Annotated in this window: 13 protein-coding genes; 9 read left to right on the top strand and 4 right to left on the bottom strand. The window is 50.5% G+C overall.

The window, feature by feature from the left end:
- Positions 1 to 37: 37 nt before the first annotated feature.
- On the bottom strand, positions 38 to 1,021 hold the full coding sequence (locus DPRO_RS15720; protein WP_232005625.1) for a reverse transcriptase domain-containing protein: 984 nt from the start codon (positions 1,019 to 1,021) through the stop codon (positions 38 to 40).
- A 281-nt stretch (positions 1,022 to 1,302) separates the two neighbouring features.
- On the opposite strand from DPRO_RS15720, the gene DPRO_RS15715 reads away from it, so the two are divergent.
- The 9 genes from DPRO_RS15715 to DPRO_RS15675 all read left to right on the top strand — a co-directional run bounded on the left by DPRO_RS15715 (position 1,303) and on the right by DPRO_RS15675 (position 11,950).
- On the top strand, positions 1,303 to 2,226 hold the full coding sequence (locus DPRO_RS15715; RefSeq protein WP_097012913.1) for a hypothetical protein: 924 nt from the start codon (positions 1,303 to 1,305) through the stop codon (positions 2,224 to 2,226).
- A gap of 520 nt (positions 2,227 to 2,746) precedes the next feature.
- Positions 2,747 to 4,402: a class I SAM-dependent DNA methyltransferase gene (locus DPRO_RS15710; RefSeq protein WP_097012912.1), complete on the top strand. Its 1,656-nt coding sequence runs from the start codon at positions 2,747 to 2,749 to the stop codon at positions 4,400 to 4,402.
- A gap of 2 nt (positions 4,403 to 4,404) precedes the next feature.
- Entirely contained in the window at positions 4,405 to 5,133 is a 729-nt protein-coding gene (locus DPRO_RS15705) for a RipA family octameric membrane protein (protein ID WP_097012911.1), read from the top strand.
- Positions 5,123 to 6,172 carry a virulence RhuM family protein gene (locus DPRO_RS15700; protein ID WP_097012910.1) on the top strand — a complete coding sequence of 350 codons (1,050 nt, stop codon included), beginning with the start codon at positions 5,123 to 5,125 and terminating at the stop codon, positions 6,170 to 6,172. Before DPRO_RS15705 ends, DPRO_RS15700 begins: the two co-directional genes overlap by 11 nt.
- Complete coding sequence (locus DPRO_RS15695) at positions 6,162 to 6,512, top strand: restriction endonuclease subunit S domain-containing protein (RefSeq protein WP_097012909.1); 351 nt, start codon at positions 6,162 to 6,164, stop codon at positions 6,510 to 6,512. The genes DPRO_RS15700 and DPRO_RS15695 overlap by 11 nt, the downstream gene beginning before the upstream one ends.
- The gene (locus DPRO_RS15690) at positions 6,494 to 7,144 is read left to right on the top strand and encodes an IS1595 family transposase (protein ID WP_097012874.1); all 651 of its coding nucleotides are present in this window, start codon (positions 6,494 to 6,496) and stop codon (positions 7,142 to 7,144) included. Before DPRO_RS15695 ends, DPRO_RS15690 begins: the two co-directional genes overlap by 19 nt.
- 79 nt (positions 7,145 to 7,223) lie before the next feature.
- Complete coding sequence (locus tag DPRO_RS15685) at positions 7,224 to 8,258, top strand: restriction endonuclease subunit S (RefSeq protein WP_157917527.1); 1,035 nt, start codon at positions 7,224 to 7,226, stop codon at positions 8,256 to 8,258.
- 26 nt (positions 8,259 to 8,284) lie between these two features.
- Positions 8,285 to 11,416: a type I restriction endonuclease subunit R gene (locus DPRO_RS15680; RefSeq protein ID WP_097012907.1), complete on the top strand. Its 3,132-nt coding sequence runs from the start codon at positions 8,285 to 8,287 to the stop codon at positions 11,414 to 11,416.
- A gap of 9 nt (positions 11,417 to 11,425) precedes the next feature.
- A complete protein-coding gene (locus tag DPRO_RS15675; RefSeq protein WP_097012906.1) occupies positions 11,426 to 11,950 on the top strand; it encodes a DUF6933 domain-containing protein in 525 nt (174 codons plus the stop codon).
- Here the strand turns inward: DPRO_RS15675 and DPRO_RS15670 are convergent.
- From DPRO_RS15670 to DPRO_RS15660, 3 genes are all read right to left on the bottom strand, one after another.
- Positions 11,947 to 12,555, bottom strand: a complete 609-nt coding sequence (locus DPRO_RS15670; protein ID WP_097012905.1) for a hypothetical protein — start codon at positions 12,553 to 12,555, stop codon at positions 11,947 to 11,949. The two genes, DPRO_RS15675 and DPRO_RS15670, sit on opposite strands and share 4 nt — an antisense overlap.
- An 8-nt stretch (positions 12,556 to 12,563) precedes the next feature.
- The gene (locus DPRO_RS15665; protein WP_097012904.1) at positions 12,564 to 13,226 is read right to left on the bottom strand and encodes a Fic family protein; all 663 of its coding nucleotides are present in this window, start codon (positions 13,224 to 13,226) and stop codon (positions 12,564 to 12,566) included.
- A 292-nt stretch (positions 13,227 to 13,518) separates the two neighbouring features.
- Positions 13,519 to 15,984 carry a hypothetical protein gene (locus DPRO_RS15660; protein ID WP_097012903.1) on the bottom strand — a complete coding sequence of 822 codons (2,466 nt, stop codon included), beginning with the start codon at positions 15,982 to 15,984 and terminating at the stop codon, positions 13,519 to 13,521.
- Between the last annotated feature and the right edge of the window lie 10 nt (positions 15,985 to 15,994).

Here is a 15,994-nt window from a genome sequence, read left to right as displayed (position 1 = left end):
AGGAAAAGGCCGGGAATGAGCCCAAGCTGGGGTGCGGTCAGAACATCAAATTGGGTGCGGAGCGCAAGGCACGGACGCGAAAAGGGGATGCGCAGAGGTCTCTTTTTAGTCTGACGAACATCATCGAGATGGAGTGAAGGTGCTTCTCTAAGGTGCTTTGTCTAACAGAAATATCGGAGCCGGAAATAGTATACCCCAAGTAGATCGTGCACTCGTCCTTACAGCAGAAATCTGATTTGTCGGTGTTCAGTCCAAGGTCTTTGTCCTTAAGTGCACTTTGACACACTCCCTCAAAATCAACTTCTGGGTCGGTCAATGCTACGATGTCGTCGACATATCGGTCGTAGTGGAAGCAAAGCTTCTCAAGCACTTCATCTGTATCTTTGAGGTATATCTCTGCGAGTACATTTGAAATCGGAAGACCTTGAGGGACACCTTTGCCGTCTTTGTTGGCATAGTTTTGCCGATCTTCTCTGTGGTAACCTTCAGGGACTGTAGGGTTTCTTACCGCTCTTCGAATGAGGGTTAAAAATTCACTTGCCAAGTCACTTGAGTCTAATTCAGAAAATAGTTGCTCGTGATCAATGTTGTCATAATATGCTTCGACATCCACTCTATGAAGGCTTCGCGCCCCGTTAGATTTGTTGAGTGCCTTTGCCAAGTTTCTGACTTTCACATTGGGCAATTCCCGTTTAACACTGTCTGGGAAAGCGTCTTGGAGAACAGAGTTCAAAATGCTTAGAACTATTTTGTCTCTCACTGTAGGAATCGAGATTGATCTCGGAAATTTCTTTGGGCCTTTCAGGATCAAGCGTTGGAGGTAGGGTGAAAAGCGATATGTCGAGTTTGTGCATTTTCTCCTAATAACCTCGAAGTGTCCTTCTGCGTCTTTATCGAAATCAACAACGGATGTTCGATCAATTCCACGTCCTGATTTGGATCGGATTCGTTTGTCGTAAACTTCAGAAATATTATCCAAAGTAAAGTAATCTTCGATTTTGATTGCTGCACACATACTCATACAAAATAGAACATCATGTAATAGACTGCAAGCTACAAAAAAAAGGCTGGAACTTTCGCTCCTACGCTTAAGTGCGACGTGTTTGATAATTTCTTGAGCCTCACCCACGAAGTCACATCTTCTATAAGCATAATTCGTGTTTCACATTTCCCAGCCCGTGTATTATGACTTTCCCCAATCGTACTGAATCTGATCGACCTGTGAGCACATCCAGTATCAGATAATAATCCTCTCCTGGAGATGTTGATAATAGGGGATACCAAACCTAAAGGACGCCGAAGATGACAAACGAATTAAAACCATTCCTTTATATCTCTGAATGTGGTGAAGAGAGCGAAGATACTGAGATGTTGTTAAGGGAGTCAGTAGATTTTTCATCAGTGGTTTCAGGTGCCACTACTATTGTTGGATCTACTTTGGCAGTCCAGACTTTAGGCACTCTCCTTAGTCCCGTTAACTCCGACGAGGATCAAAGTAATAAAAATATCAGTAATGGTCTGGTCAAGGCTTTGGCTAAGGCATCAGGCCTAATGGTTAAAACATTCAATGAAGCAAAAAATCTTGATTGTTTCTTTCCACCTGGACACCCTCTACCAGGCAAAACATATAGATTGCACCCTCTGGCAGAATTGCCAAACTCAAACAAATCAAATGTTTACATCCCAGAAGAAACCTATGACGATGTCCTCTATGCGGAAAGAGAAGCAGAATTAATTAGACTGCTGGTAGCGCTGGGGGCTACAGGCATTTCTATCCGCAAAGTTGGGGCTGGTTATCGACAAAAGAACAGTGCAACTTCATCCAGTGCCTCAGTTGACACCCCAGTTGTTTCAGCGAGTGGTGAAATAAAGGACCAATCTGACTCAAGCGCTGATCAATATATGAGTGACACAAGATCCTTTGTTCTCGAAGGCTTGGAGTGGAATAAATCAGATTGTCTTGACTTATCTCCTTTTGGCTGGCTGCTTTATGAACCTTCTTGGGGTGCAATGGTAAATGCACGTGAAATGGGTGGTTGTCTAAAAGCATCGATCGAATTGAAAAAGCAAACATCATTTTCTCTTAGGCGTAGCTTTCAGGGAAGCATGAGTGCAGGTGGTTATGGCTGCTCCGCCGAAGCCAAAAAAGAAATTGACAAGGCATCATACGCCGAAAACATGGACTCTTACATTGTTGAAGCAGAGTTTGGAAAGAGGACAGAGTAGTTCCTCTTTACGTGAATCAAAAACGTCCACCTATTTTTGAAAAGCGGTGGAAATGGCTGCAAGCTTTAACAGACCCTATCATGCTAACTACCATGCGCAACACCTTGTACTGCCGCAGCTTTTTACCCCTCAATAACATTCTCTTGAGAATTATATTTATTTGCGTTGATCGCTTGAGGTGCCGCCCTCTCTGGGGTAATCACTATCGTAGATAGAAATACAAGCAATCAAAGGATCTGCATGACTATTCTGTTTGTCAGACTTAATCTGCTCCCATATAATCCTCTGGGTTTATATTAGCCTACAACGCTTAGGAGCTGGTTCTGCAACTCTAGATAGTACAACACCTCAGCCGCTGATCGTGGCTGAGGTGTTTCGCTTGTAAAGAGCTTGAAGCAAACAGGCCTTTTCATCATATTTCAGATGTCATTTTTTCTATAAGCATAATTCGTGTTTCACATTTCCGTGCCCGTGTATTATGACTTTTGCCAATCTTACTGAATCTGAAAAGGAAAACGAAATGACAGCGTTGGAACAATATGCGTTTCTCAAGAAAATGGAGAAGCGGCTGTGGGCTGCCGCTTGTAAGCTCCTGCCTTCGCTCGATGCGGCGGTGTATAAACACGTCGTGCTCGGGTTGGTCTTCCTGAAATATGTGGGCGACAGTTTTGTGCAGCGGCAGGACGAGCTGAAGGCTCAGTTCGCTGACCCCGACCATGAGTACTATCTTGATGACGACCTGGAAGACGAAGAGCTTCTTGCTGACGAGCTTGAGGAGCGCGACTACTACACCGAAGCCAACGTGTTTTGGGTGCCGGAGAAAGGGCGTTGGTCCACCCTGCTCGAATGCGTGAAGCTTAACCCCGGTTCCAGGTTACCTTGGGGGGCAGAATTCAAGAGCGTGGGCAACCTGCTTGATGATGCCATGGACGCCATCGAGAAGGAGAACCCGGTCCTCAAGAATGTGCTGACCAAGGACTTTGCGCGGCTTCAGGTGGAAAGCTCCAAGCTGGCCGAGGTCATGGACCTGATCAACACCATTCCGTTTGAGCATGAAAGTTTGAAAGCCAAGGATATCCTGGGCCATGTCTATGAATACTTCCTAGGGCAGTTCGCGGTAGCCGAGGGCAAGAAAGGCGGTCAGTATTACACGCCCAAATCGATTGTTACGCTGATCGTTGAAATGCTTCGCCCGTACAAAGGGCGTGTGTATGACCCGGCTTGCGGCTCCGGTGGCTTCTTCGTTTCCAGCGAGGAATTTGTCGAGGCCCATGGTGGAAAGGTCGGCAACTTGTCCATTTACGGGCAGGAGTCCAACCCGACTACGTGGAAGTTGGCGGCAATGAACATGGCTATCCGTGGCATTGAGTTCGACTTCGGTAAGGAGCCTGCCGACACCTTTGGCAATGACCAGCACTCGGACAAGCGCTTTGACTACATCATGGCCAACCCGCCGTTTAATATCAGCGGATGGGGTGCGAACAAGCTGGCTGACGACGTGCGCTGGAAGTACGGCCTGCCGCCGGATGGCAACGCCAACTTCGCGTGGATGCAGCACATGGTCCACCACCTTGGGCCCAAGGGCAAAATGGCTCTGCTGCTCGCCAATGGTTCCATGTCCACCGCTACCAATGGTGAGGCGGACATTCGTCAGAAGATCGTTGATGCGGACCTCGTGGAATGCATCGTGGCCCTGCCTGGACAGCTTTTTACCAACACGCAGATCCCGGCTTGCATCTGGTTCCTGAACAAGGACAAATCCAACGGACAGAATATCGAGACGTTACGGGACCGTTCCGGCGAGGTGCTGTTCATCGACGCCCGGAATTGCGGTTACATGATCGACCGCGTTTTGCGAGACTTTGACCGCGAAAAGGACATCCTGCGGATCGCGCAGACCCTGCTGAACTGGCAGATGGGCGATAAGGCCGAGACGCCGTATGAGGACGAGGCCGGATTCTGTGCTTCGGTCGAATTGAAGGATATCCGCAAGCACGACTATGTGCTGACTCCGGGCCGATACGTTGGCGCTCGCGAGGAAGAGGACGATGGCATCCCCTTTGGAGAAAAGATGGCGGCTTTGACCTCGACACTGTTCGAGCAGCTGGAAGAGGGACGGCGGTTGGATAGCGTGATTCGGGAAAATCTAAAGAAGTTGGGATTTGGGAGACAGTAGCTATGTCAAAGGAACCGCTGACATATAAATACTGGAACCATATGTTCAACGCGCCTAAAGCGTCAGTAATCAATGAGCACAATGAATGCCTTGAAGCTGGAACAAAATCCCGACTCCAAGAAGCGTACGACAAGGCACACGAAGTCCGACAGTTTGAGATAGAACTTTACTGGAAGCGAGCTTTGTATTTCTGGGGGTTTGAAGCCGCATTTATGCTGGCGTTTGGCACATTGTTAGCGAAAGGAAACGGGACTACTGGGCAGTTCTATTTTCTTTTTTTAGTTAGTATTTTTGCATGCTTTTTCACACTTTTATGGCGGGTAGCTTTAAAAGGATCAAAGCAATGGCAAGAAAATTGGGAATCACACATTGATATGCTCGAAGAATGTATTTCTGGAAATCTTTACAAAACAGTTCTTCATAACAAAAACAATGATGTTTTCTACTCTGTTAGTAAAGTTAACGAGGCAATAAACAGCCTTATTATTGCAATGTGGATAGTAATTGGTGGAGTTTGTTTATGTATAGCCCCTACGATCTCTAACCCCAATAACAATGAAGCTGATTTGTTTTGGTTGGGTTGTCTTGGTATCTTTTTAATTGCTGCTTTTTCAATAATATTCGGGTGGTTGCTAGCAGTAAAGTTGAGAACCAATTTTAAAACAAAAAAAAATGAGCTTACGATGATCAACAGAGTTGCCCCTTCAGTTGAGGCCAGCGATGCCGAATAACAACGAACGCCCACAGGGCGAACTCCTTGTCTACCAGGGAAAAGGCCTGGATAAACCGCTTCAGGTGAGGCTTGAAGGTGAATCCGTATGGCTGACTCAAAAACAGTTGGCAGATCTTTACGGGACCTCTGTTTCCAACATAAATCAACACATTTCTTCCATTTACGAAGATGAAGAGCTGTTGCCCGAGGCAACTATTAAGAAATACTTAATAGTTCAAACTGAGGGAACTCGGCAGGTCAAGCGCCTGATTGACCACTACAATTTGGACATGATCATTGCCGTCGGTTTCCGGGTTCGCTCCAAGCTGGGTAGCCAGTTCCGCAGGTGGGCAACGGACCGTTTGAACGAATACCTCGTCAAAGGGTTTACTCTGGATGATGAACGCCTCAAGGGCGAATCCAGCGGGGCTGACTACTTTGAAGAGTTACTGGCGCGTATCCGTGAGATTCGAGCGAGTGAAGCTCGTGTCTATCTGATGATCCGCAATATCTTTTCACTGGCAGCCGACTATCGCGAGGGCGAGAAGGCAACCCACAATTTCTTTGCGACCATGCAAAACAAGATGCACTACGCCGCAACAAAACTGACTGCAGGCGAGATCGTCAAAACCCGCGCCAACGCAGAATTGCGCGACATGGGGCTGACGAACTACAAAGGGTCACGGGTGCTGAAAAGGGATGTCGAGACGGCCAAAAACTACCTCGACGAAAAGGAAATCGATACACTCAATCGTATCACCGTGATGTTCCTGGATCAGGCCGAGTTTCGCGCTCAGCGGCGACAGAATATCCTTATGGAAGACTGGAAGGGTTTTCTCGACAAGTTCTTGAGCGATGTGGATCTCCCTGTGCTTGAGGGCGCAGGAAGCGTCAGCCGCGAAGCTGCTGTGGCTCATGCCAAAGCGGAATACGACAAGTTCGCCGAGAAGCGACGTCTTGAAGAACAGCAAGAGGCCGACAAGACCTACATTGAGGACTTGAGAACATCTGCCAGGGCTTTGGAGCAGGAACGGAAGGTGGGACGTGATGGGAAGTAGAGAGCAACAAATTTTGAAAAAAGGAAGTGTTGACAACGTTCAGCAATATACAATTAGTGATCTAATTAAATTAGATATTATTGAGAAACCAATGGATGGAAACCATGGAGGAATTCATCCTAAGGGTGATGATTTCGTTTCTAGTGGCGTACCATTCGTTGCAGCTTCAGACATAAACAATGGGACCCTTTCCTTTCGAACCTGCAAATACATAAAACAAAGCCAAGCAAATCAGCTGCGAAAAGGATTTGCTGAAGAAGGAGATGTACTTTTAACACATGGGGCTGTACCAGATAACTCCTTTGGGTTATCGGTATGGCAATGCGAAAAAGTCGTTTGAGCAAGGACAAGCAGCTTCGTTTAATCGAACATTTTGTGGCTGGCACGACAGCTCGTTGCGCTGCCGATCTGGTTGGTGTGAACGTCAAAACAGCCGCCTATTACTTTCACCGGCTCCGGGAAATCATAGCGGTAGAAGAGTCCTGTGAAGGGATGGATTTTGGCGAATTTGAGGTCGATGAGAGCTACTTCGGTGGCAAGCGAAAGGGCAAAAGAGGACGTGGGGCGGCTGGTAAGGTTCCTGTTTTTGGAATCCTTAAAAGGGGCGGGAAGGTCTATACACAGGTGATTCCTGATGCGAAAGGTAAAACCTTGCTTCCCATTATTCAGGAAAGAATCCAGCCAGACAGTGTGGTTTACTCGGACTGCTGGTATGGCTACAATGTCCTTGATGTGTCAGCGTTCAAACACTTCCGAATCAACCACTCGAAGCTGTTTGCAGATAGCCACAACCACATCAATGGAATCGAGAATTTTTGGAACCAGGCCAAACGCCATATGAGGAAATTCAACGGCATTCCAACCAAGCATTTTTCTCTGTTTTTAAAGGAATGCGAGTGGCGTTTTAATAACAGCAATCCGCGAAGCCAGTTTAAACAACTGAAACAGTGGGTTAGAAGACATATGGGCTAGTTATCTGGTACAGCCCCTAACACATAAGGCTACGATTGGGAGAACTGCTATTGTTCCCAAACATGAACACCCCTTAATCGTGCTAACCCCTCAAGTGACTTACTATCGGGTTAAAGATCAGTCTAAGCTGTCGAACAAATTTCTCAAGTACTACTTCGATTCGGCAGATTTCCAATCTACTCTTGGAAGCTGGGCAGGTGGTGGTTCAACTCGTGCTTACTTAAGCATTACGAATCAGCATGGCTTACCTATAATTCTCCCTCCTCTCAAAACCCAGAAAGCCATAGCCCACATCCTCGGCACGCTGGACGACAAGATCGAACTGAACCGGCGCATGAATGAGACGCTGGAGGCCATGGCGCAGGCGCTGTTCAAGAGTTGGTTCGTGGACTTCGACCCGGTCAAGTCGAAGATGGAAGGCAGGCAGCCCGAAGGCATGGATGCGGCAACAGCGGCCCTCTTCCCCGACAAGCTGGTGGAGTCCGAACTTGGCCTGATCCCTGAGGGGTGGAAGGTTGGTAGTCTTGGTGACCTTGCCAAACTTAATGCGAAGTCATGGACAAAAAAAAGGCATCCTGAGACTGTTCAATACGTAGATTTAGCAAATACCAAGAATGGTGTTATCGAGCAGGTCGTCGAGTATGATTTTGAGGAAGCACCCTCACGAGCACGGAGAGCCCTATTTGAAGGTGACACGATTGTTGGGACTGTGAGGCCTGGAAATCGTTCATACGCTTATATTGGACCAGGAGATACGCGGCTAACAGGAAGCACTGGATTTGCCGTGTTGACTCCACAAGAAAAGCTTTGGCGAGAACTTGTTTACATTGCAGCTACTTGTGATGAATCAATTGAGAGATTAGCCCATCTTGCTGATGGTGCAGCATATCCTGCGGTAAAGCCAAATATTGTAGCTGAAACGGCTGTTGTCATTCCAGACAAATCTGTAGGTGAGGCCTTTCACCAAATAGTGTCATCCTTCTTTGCTCAAACAAGTGCGCAGAAGAAGCAGAATATAGCCTTGGTTCAATCTCGGGATGCCCTCCTCCCCAAGCTCATATCCGGCGAACTCTCAGTCGCTGAAGTCGAAAAACAACTGGAATCCGTCTTGTAACCTCTGACATCCACGGTAGCTCCCCCATGATTAACGAAGACGCTCTCGAAAAACTCGCCATCAGTTGGTTTGAAGAAGAAGGTTATGAACATGTTCACGGACCGGACTTGAATCCGGAGTTGGACGGAAGCGGGTCGCGAGCGCGGTTGGATGACGTGCTTCTGGTGGAACCACTTCGATCGGCCATTGAGCGTATTAATCCGCAACTTCCGGCGGGCACCGTTGATGATGTTCTCCACCAGCTCCAAAAGCTTTCCCATCCGGTCACGGTCAAGGCGAATCAGGAGTTTCACCGGTTGCTCCGTGAGGGCGTGGACGTCAGTTACAAGCGGGATGGGGAGAACGTCGAAGACAAGGCATTTCTCATCGATTTTAACGATATGAACGCCAACACATTCTGGGCTGTGGATCAGCTCACCATCCGGGGGAGCAAGGGCAATCGCCGTCCCGACCTGATCATCTACATCAACGGTCTGCCGCTGGCCGTCATTGAGTTGAAATCCCCTATCAAAGAGGACGTGGGCGTGGACGAGGCGTTTCATCAACTCCAGACCTATAAGCAGGAATTGGTTGATCTTGCCGTGTTCAACGAGGCTTTGGTGGCCTCTGATGGCATTCAGGCTCGGGTGGGGTCGCTGACCGCCAACCGAGAGTGGTTCTTGCCGTGGCGAACCGTGAAGTCGGAAGAAGACCGCCCGTCCTTCGAGTATGAACTCAAGGGCATTGTGAAAGGCTTCTTCGACAGGACGCTGCTCCTGGAATACATCCGCGATTTCGTTCTGTTCGAGGCGGACGACTCCAGCACCATCAAGAAGATCGCCAGCTACCACCAGTTCCATGGTGTGCGTCAAGCCGTGGCCGCAGCCGTGAAAGCGGCTTCCGAGCACGCACCGAACGAGCTGAAAGGACGCGGCGGCGTCATCTGGCATACTCAGGGTTCCGGTAAATCCATCTCCATGTGCTGCCTCGCCGGAAAGCTCATCCGCCATCCCGAACTGGCCAACCCGACCCTCGTTGTCATTACGGACCGAAACGATCTGGACGGACAACTCTACGAAACGTTCTGCAAGGCAGGAGATCTGCTGGCCGACAGTCCGATACAGGCGGATGATCGAGGAGCGCTTCGTCAGATCCTCAACGAGAAGCAGTCCGGCGGCATTGTCTTCACCACCATTCAGAAATTTTCCCTGGATAAGGATGAGACCACGTTCCCGGTCCTGTCCGACCGTCGAAACATCATCGTCATTGCCGACGAGTGTCACCGTTCCCAATACGGCTTCAGGGCCAAGCTTGACGAAAAGCGTAATGCGTTCGTTGCCGGGTATGCCCAGCACATGCGTGATGCTCTGCCAAATGCCACGTTCACCGGCTTCACCGGCACGCCCATATCCGAAGAGGACAAGAACACCCAAGCAGTGTTTGGCGACTATGTCAGCGTATACGACATCGAGCAGGCCCAACTTGATGGCGCGACCGTCCCGATCTTCTACGAAAGCCGCTTAGCCAAGCTCAACCTCAACGAGGATGAGTTGCCGCAAATCGACGAAAAAGTAGACGAAGTAACGGAGGATGAGGAGACATCTCAAGCCGAAAAAACCAAGGGCAAGTGGGCTGCCCTGGCCAAGCTTGTTGGGGCTGAACCGCGTATCCGACAAGTAGCCGAGGACTTGGTTGATCACTTCGAAGCCCGCCTGGAGGTCGTGGACGGCAAGGCCATGATTGTCTGCATGAGCCGTGATATCTGCGTGCAGATGTTCGATGCGCTCGTGAAATTGCGTCCGCACTGGGCAGGGGGACGATTGGCAAACGATACCTACGATCCATCTGATGGGGCTATCCGTATCATCATGACCGCCAGTGCGTCTGACCGGCAGGAGCTACAGGCCCACCATTACAGCAAGTCGCAGAAAAAGGCCTTGGAGAAGCGTTTCAAGGACCTCGACGATCCACTGAAGATAGTCATTGTCCGCGACATGTGGCTGACCGGCTTCGACGCACCGTGCGCCCACACCATGTACGTCGACAAGCCCATGAAGGGGCACAACCTCATGCAGGCCATCGCTCGCGTGAACCGCGTGTTCAAGGGCAAGCAAGGCGGTCTGGTCGTCGATTACATTGGCATTGCCAGCGAATTGAAGAACGCACTCCACACATACACCCAAAGCAGTGGCCGTGGCGGTCAGCCCACGGTTGATGTGTATGAGGCGTTTTACGTGCTCAAGGAGAAGCTCCAGACCGCACGCGATATCTTCCACAAGTTTGATTACTCCGCCTACAAAAGCAAGGCTGTCGAGCTCCTGCCGTCTGCTGCCGACTTTGTTGTCGAGACCGAGGAGCGCAAGAAGGAGTTCTTCGACGTCGTGGTAGCTATGACTCGCGCCCAATCCCTCTGCGGAACTCTGGACGAAGCCATGGCTCTCCGTGATGAGATCACCTTCTTCCAGGCCGTTAAGATTTTCATCGCCAAGACAACCGCCACCAAGGGCAAGCAGACACGGCAGGAAAAGGACGCCGTCCTGAACCAGCTTCTCGCCCGCGCTGTTGTCCCTGAAGGCGTGGATGATGTTTTCGCGTTGGCGGGACTCGACAAACCGGACATTTCCATTTTGTCTGAAGAATTCCTCGACGACGTCCGCAACATGGAGCACCGCAACCTCGCTGTCGAATTGCTGGAAAAGTTGCTCAGGGATGAAATCAGCGCCCGTTCTCGCCGTAATACGACGCAGGAGCGGAAGTTCTCTGAGCGCCTGCAGGAGTCTCTGCTCAAATACCGCAATCGAGCCATTGAGACCGCCCAGGTAATCGAAGAGCTGATCCAGATGGCCAAGGACTTCAACGAAGCCCTCAAGCGTGGCGACAAGCTCGGACTCAACCAAAGCGAGTTGGCTTTCTATGACGCCTTGGAAGAAAACGAATCCGCCGTGCGAGAACTGGGCGATGACATCCTCAAGAAGATCGCCAAGGAGTTGACCGAAAAGCTGCGGAAGAATGTGACCGTCGACTGGCAGCATAAGGATTCAGTCCGGGCCAAGATGCGAAATCTGGTTCGCCGGATCCTGAAGAAATACAAGTATCCGCCGGACGCCCAGAAGGAAGCGGTGGCTGAAGTACTGCGTCAGGCCGAGAGTTTGGCGGATGACTGGAGTGAGGCGGCTTAGAGGACGGGTATGCCCTACATCTGCTGCACTCAAAAGCTCGCCAAGGAGCTGACCTCCGAGCCGTTGGCCGATGCTCCTGACGTGCGTGGTTTCCTCGGCTGGCATGGCAACCTCATTCATCTGTTCCGGCGAAAGTGCGTGTTGCTGGTCAACGATGAAACGCGCTTCACTTTGTTCATCCCCGGCATGGTGAAAAAGGATTTTGCCAACTTCCAGAAAGTATTCATCCACCACTGCGAGCGGACCTTGGGCTACATGAACGCCAACCCGGCGCAAATCGCCCAGGCCAAGCTGCTGCTCGGTGGATTTTCGTATCACAAGACGCACAATCGCAGCGTGCTCGGGACGCTGAATGATCTGAAAGTGGGGATCGACTATATCCTGAAAGCTAGATTCGGACGGCTGCCCGAAACTGAAGAAGAATATCGTTGGTTAGTCACTTTTCTCAATGAGACGCCATGCCAAGGAAAGGATTTGAAGGGTGTCGTGTTTCCAGGCAGGGAAATGCTGAAAATGATTGATCGGGCCGGTTAATCTGAAGCCATCCACCACCCCAGACCGAAAGCGCCCAGCAGGCCTCCCCAGCCGCCGCCTGATGTCCGGTTTTGCCTATTGGCCCAGGCTTCGAGTGCGGCCATTTCTTCATCAATGCGAAATTCAACAGTGAGATCCATCACGAGACTGTCTTCGTAATCTTCGATGCAGTGCTCCGGAGTGAGGACTGCTTGGTGCAACTGCTGGAGCATGAGAGCGACATCCTGAATGACACGCCCCATGACGTTGAGCAGGAGGGGCTTGGCCTCTTCCACATCCTCGAACAAGGCGCATTTGACCTCGTCCATGCTCGTGAGGATCGGATCGCAAGCCCGGTCGATATCTTCGAAGGCGTTCAGAATCTCGTACTCGGAAACACTCCTGCCCAGGGAATTAATCGCTTCGACGACATCCGGGACGTATTCCTGCATGTCGGCCAGCTTTTCATTGATGAATGCGGGACAGTCAATGGCAGCATGTTCGTCGTAGTCAAAACAATCGGGTTTACCGTGGAGCCGTTGGGAAAGTTTCAGCGCCATTGGCCCGGCGTATTCGGCCATGAACCGGAAGTATTCGGGAATGTTTACTTCAACATCCTCAAGCATGACTCCTCCTACTCGAACCGCCCGTACATCGCTTCATGGCACTCCTTCAGGAACGCCATCATTTCATTATATTCACCGCTTTCGTAGAAGCGAATCATACCGGCATTGTATTCGGTCAGCCGCTTGGCGGGGATAGAGAGCGGACAATAGCCATTGCTCATCAGGTGCCCATTGAGCATAAGCAGGCCGGTACGCTTGTTGCCGTCCCAGAAGAACTGACTTCGGGCAAAGTCGAGATGCAGGCGATAAGCCTGCTCGCGCACGTCCTTAAGCTTCAAGAGGTCGCTGATCACGCTTTTGAAAAGTTTATCGAGTTCGTCGGCTCGGGGCGGCTTATACTCGGTTCCGGCAATGCCAACCTGGGCTGTTCGGAACATTCCAGGGTCTAGGGCTTCGCCATGGCCAATCACCTTTTGGATTGCGCAGGCTGTTTCTTTGGTCAGGGTGAAAGTGTCTTCCTTGACCATCTCGATGAGGAGTTCCCAGCCAAGCTTTTGCTGTTTGAGCTTTTCAACATCTGAAACCTTGTGCCCGCCGACAGTAACACCCTGGAGATACGTCTGAACCTCGGGCATGGTGAATGGCATCCCCTCAAGGCTTTGTACGTCGTATACCAATTCGGCAAATACCTTTTGAGCGATGAAGAGTGCTATATTCTTATCTTGTTTCATTGGGGGCCATACCTTTGTTCACTACGATCTTATGCAGGAGCTAAAGCCCCCTGCCTTGCGCAAAGGATATAAAATATTTCAATTGATTTGAACAGACTTCAATATTTGGCGGTTACGGCAGTAGGGGCGGGAATAACGTAATTGGTTTGACAATTTGCCAATGCAAAAAAAAGGCATGATCTGTCCTACCAATCATGTAATGAAAATTAAACGTGTTATGTCCCGCCTCAGCCGCCCGAACTGCCATCGAAAAACGGGCAGTCTGGGAGTATCCCCAGACTGCCCAAGTTTTTTATCCGAAGAACACTCCATTGCTGATGCTCACATTGGAGCTTGCAGTAGGAGCGATCTTTTCATTGGTTATGGTGATGAGACGTTCTCCTCCTCTCTGTTGATTGACGTTAATTCCAGAGCTTCGAAGGAAGCCCTTACAGCGTGTCAGTCGCTTGCCTAATGCAGCTGGCACTTGTGGCCATAGCTTCAGTCTGGTGACGCGCTCATCCACAACGTTTTCAAGAGCCTTAAGCAGTTCGGTAGGCGTTCCTTCCCAATCAAAAACGCCGGACATCAGCGTAATGATCGCGTTGGCGACATGATCTGATTCCAGAGCGCGTTCAATGGACTCATCCTGATTGCTTCCATAGGCTTCCAGAAACTCTCCCGTCTCCCAGTGCATGGCCTCTTCAGCCGCCACGCACCAGTGGGTGAAGTCCGCCATCCTTGGCGGGTTTTCGACCTGGATGCTCTGTCTGTTCTTCAGAGCGCACACGACGCCATCACACAGACCACCTAGTATTTTGGGAGCGGCTGCATCGATTGCCAGCGACAACTCCGATTCCGTCAGCCTGTTTTCAGGTTTTATCACCGGCAGAGTGACTCGGAGACTCCGATCAGCCAGATCATGACGGTCTGCGACCTGATCAATCCCATTGAGGACGATGGGACGCATAATCGTGAACAGAGCCTCTTCATCGTTGGTGAACAGCTTCCGGGCTGAGAAACTGCCACCTGTAGCCATGCGGCACAGGGCATCCGATAGCCAAACCGGCACCCCAGAGAGGTTGTCCAGAGTCACGATCCAGGAGTTGTTTGCGGAGATGATCAAATCCTGCTCATTACGGGGTGCCGCCCGAGTGGGTGCAACCGACGGATCGAGTAACATCCGCAGCAGACGAGTTGTACTGCTCTTGGCCGAGCCCTGCTCGCCTTCCAGGATCAGCACAGGATACGGCCCAGGCGACAGTATGCCCAGCAACCACGCCTCGACCAGGAGAGCATCTTCCTGCCCGATGTTCAGGAGCTTCCGTATTTCAGCGACCGAGCCGCCCTCCATGGGCTCAGGAAGGGGCAGCATGCCTTTGACACGACGAAAACGAACCGGCGGGCTGGTCACGATTCTCCACCCACCCGCAGTGATCTCCACGGCACGCCATTGGTCATCGCACAAGTCGATGTACACCGCGTCATCAAGATGGGCGATGCGTGTGAACACTTTTTGCTTTTCAGCACCACCAAACAGCCCACGTGCAGTGATGAAGTGAATCAAATCCTGCGCAGCAGCCGATTTCAGATGCTTGCCTGTTTCCTGATAGTAGCGATAGCCGATCAGGTTCTTGAACTCGAAGCTATCCACTCGATACGTTTCCCGGTGCTCGTTTACATGGATGTCTGCATAGACAGTCATGCCGTCTTCCGCCGGGTAGAAATCGAATGGCTCGATCAGGTTTGACACCCGCTCGACTTCAGTTTGCTTGACGCCTTCTGCGCCCTTGCCTGTCGCCCAAATCATGCTGGGGAACGGCACGCCACAGTCGCACCTGCAATCGTAGAGTTGCCGGATTTTATCGCAACTCATATTCGGTACGACCTTTTCGATCTTCTTGTCCGTTTCTGCGGGGGTATATTCGGGATGTCTCAAACTCAGCTCGTGGCTCATCCAATGGCCGAAATCGCCAAGCCCTTTCAGGACGGACAGCATGGCATGCCAGAGAGGTTCTTCCAGAGTTTCAGCATTTTCCGAGCAATACCGAATGAATTTGCACTTCATGATAAAATCGGCAGGACTTAAAAGGCAATTTGTGGGAGGCCTGTGAACCAGCGTTTTATGCCAATGGTACATGCTTGCCAAAGGCTGAGGCAACCGCAACGAAGGCGGGGCGACTTCTATATGGCGCGGCTGCCTGGCAAGCTCGATCAGATCATCGTAACTCTGTGTCGACAGTTCTTCCCACGTGATGGGCACTTTGTACATGCCATTGGGCCGCTGGACATTCTCCATTCGCAGGAGCTTTCCTTTCCCCATACAGTACATGCTGGTGTCCACCGAATTAGGCTGACCATGCCATATGCGCACGGTAAGGAACTGCACCATCCTTGCATAGATTTGAGGGAGCAAGGGGTCACCTTCGATGCCACCGAACAAATACGATGGGACTATTATATGAAACCCTTTAGAGCCGGTTATCCAGTACCGCAGTTCTCCAGGCCGCACCATGTACCCGAACAAATGGTTCACGAATATGACGCAATCTTTACGCGCTTGTTCAGGGTCATCTTTGCAATCAAAGTCAATGACAAGGTCGCCATACCGACGAGGCTCTTCCTTGTCCTTCTCAGGTTCGTATTCAAAAGCCATGGTCGACAGAAAAGCTGCACCCTTTTGTCGCGCAAGCTCGAAAACATCCTGAGAGGCCATAATCTTTTCCCAGGGCCCCGGCTTATCGCCGTTCAAGGGGGCCCAGTAATAGACCAATTCCATTACATCTTCT

It is taken from the genome of Pseudodesulfovibrio profundus (genome assembly GCF_900217235.1).
GTDB classification, from domain to species: Bacteria; Desulfobacterota; Desulfovibrionia; order Desulfovibrionales; family Desulfovibrionaceae; genus Pseudodesulfovibrio; species Pseudodesulfovibrio profundus.
Note: the sequence above shows the minus strand (reverse complement) of the source record. Positions and strands in the feature narration are given on the sequence as shown.

Bases quoted from the DNA above. Each gene is read 5' to 3' on its own strand.
- DPRO_RS15710 (WP_097012912.1), top strand. From the start codon at position 2,747: ATGACAGCGTTGGAACAATATGCGTTTCTCAAGAAAATGGAGAAGCGG.
- DPRO_RS15705 (WP_097012911.1), top strand. From the start codon at position 4,405: ATGTCAAAGGAACCGCTGACATATAAATACTGGAACCATATGTTCAAC.
- DPRO_RS15700 (WP_097012910.1), top strand. From the start codon at position 5,123: ATGCCGAATAACAACGAACGCCCACAGGGCGAACTCCTTGTCTACCAG.
- DPRO_RS15680 (WP_097012907.1), top strand. From the start codon at position 8,285: ATGATTAACGAAGACGCTCTCGAAAAACTCGCCATCAGTTGGTTTGAA.
- DPRO_RS15670 (WP_097012905.1), bottom strand. From the start codon at position 12,555: ATGCTTGAGGATGTTGAAGTAAACATTCCCGAATACTTCCGGTTCATG.
- DPRO_RS15690 (WP_097012874.1), top strand. From the start codon at position 6,494: ATGCGAAAAAGTCGTTTGAGCAAGGACAAGCAGCTTCGTTTAATCGAA.
- DPRO_RS15675 (WP_097012906.1), top strand. From the start codon at position 11,426: ATGCCCTACATCTGCTGCACTCAAAAGCTCGCCAAGGAGCTGACCTCC.
- DPRO_RS15660 (WP_097012903.1), bottom strand. From the start codon at position 15,984: ATGGAATTGGTCTATTACTGGGCCCCCTTGAACGGCGATAAGCCGGGG.
- DPRO_RS15695 (WP_097012909.1), top strand. From the start codon at position 6,162: ATGGGAAGTAGAGAGCAACAAATTTTGAAAAAAGGAAGTGTTGACAAC.
- DPRO_RS15665 (WP_097012904.1), bottom strand. From the start codon at position 13,226: ATGAAACAAGATAAGAATATAGCACTCTTCATCGCTCAAAAGGTATTT.
- DPRO_RS15715 (WP_097012913.1), top strand. From the start codon at position 1,303: ATGACAAACGAATTAAAACCATTCCTTTATATCTCTGAATGTGGTGAA.
- DPRO_RS15720 (WP_232005625.1), bottom strand. From the start codon at position 1,021: ATGAGTATGTGTGCAGCAATCAAAATCGAAGATTACTTTACTTTGGAT.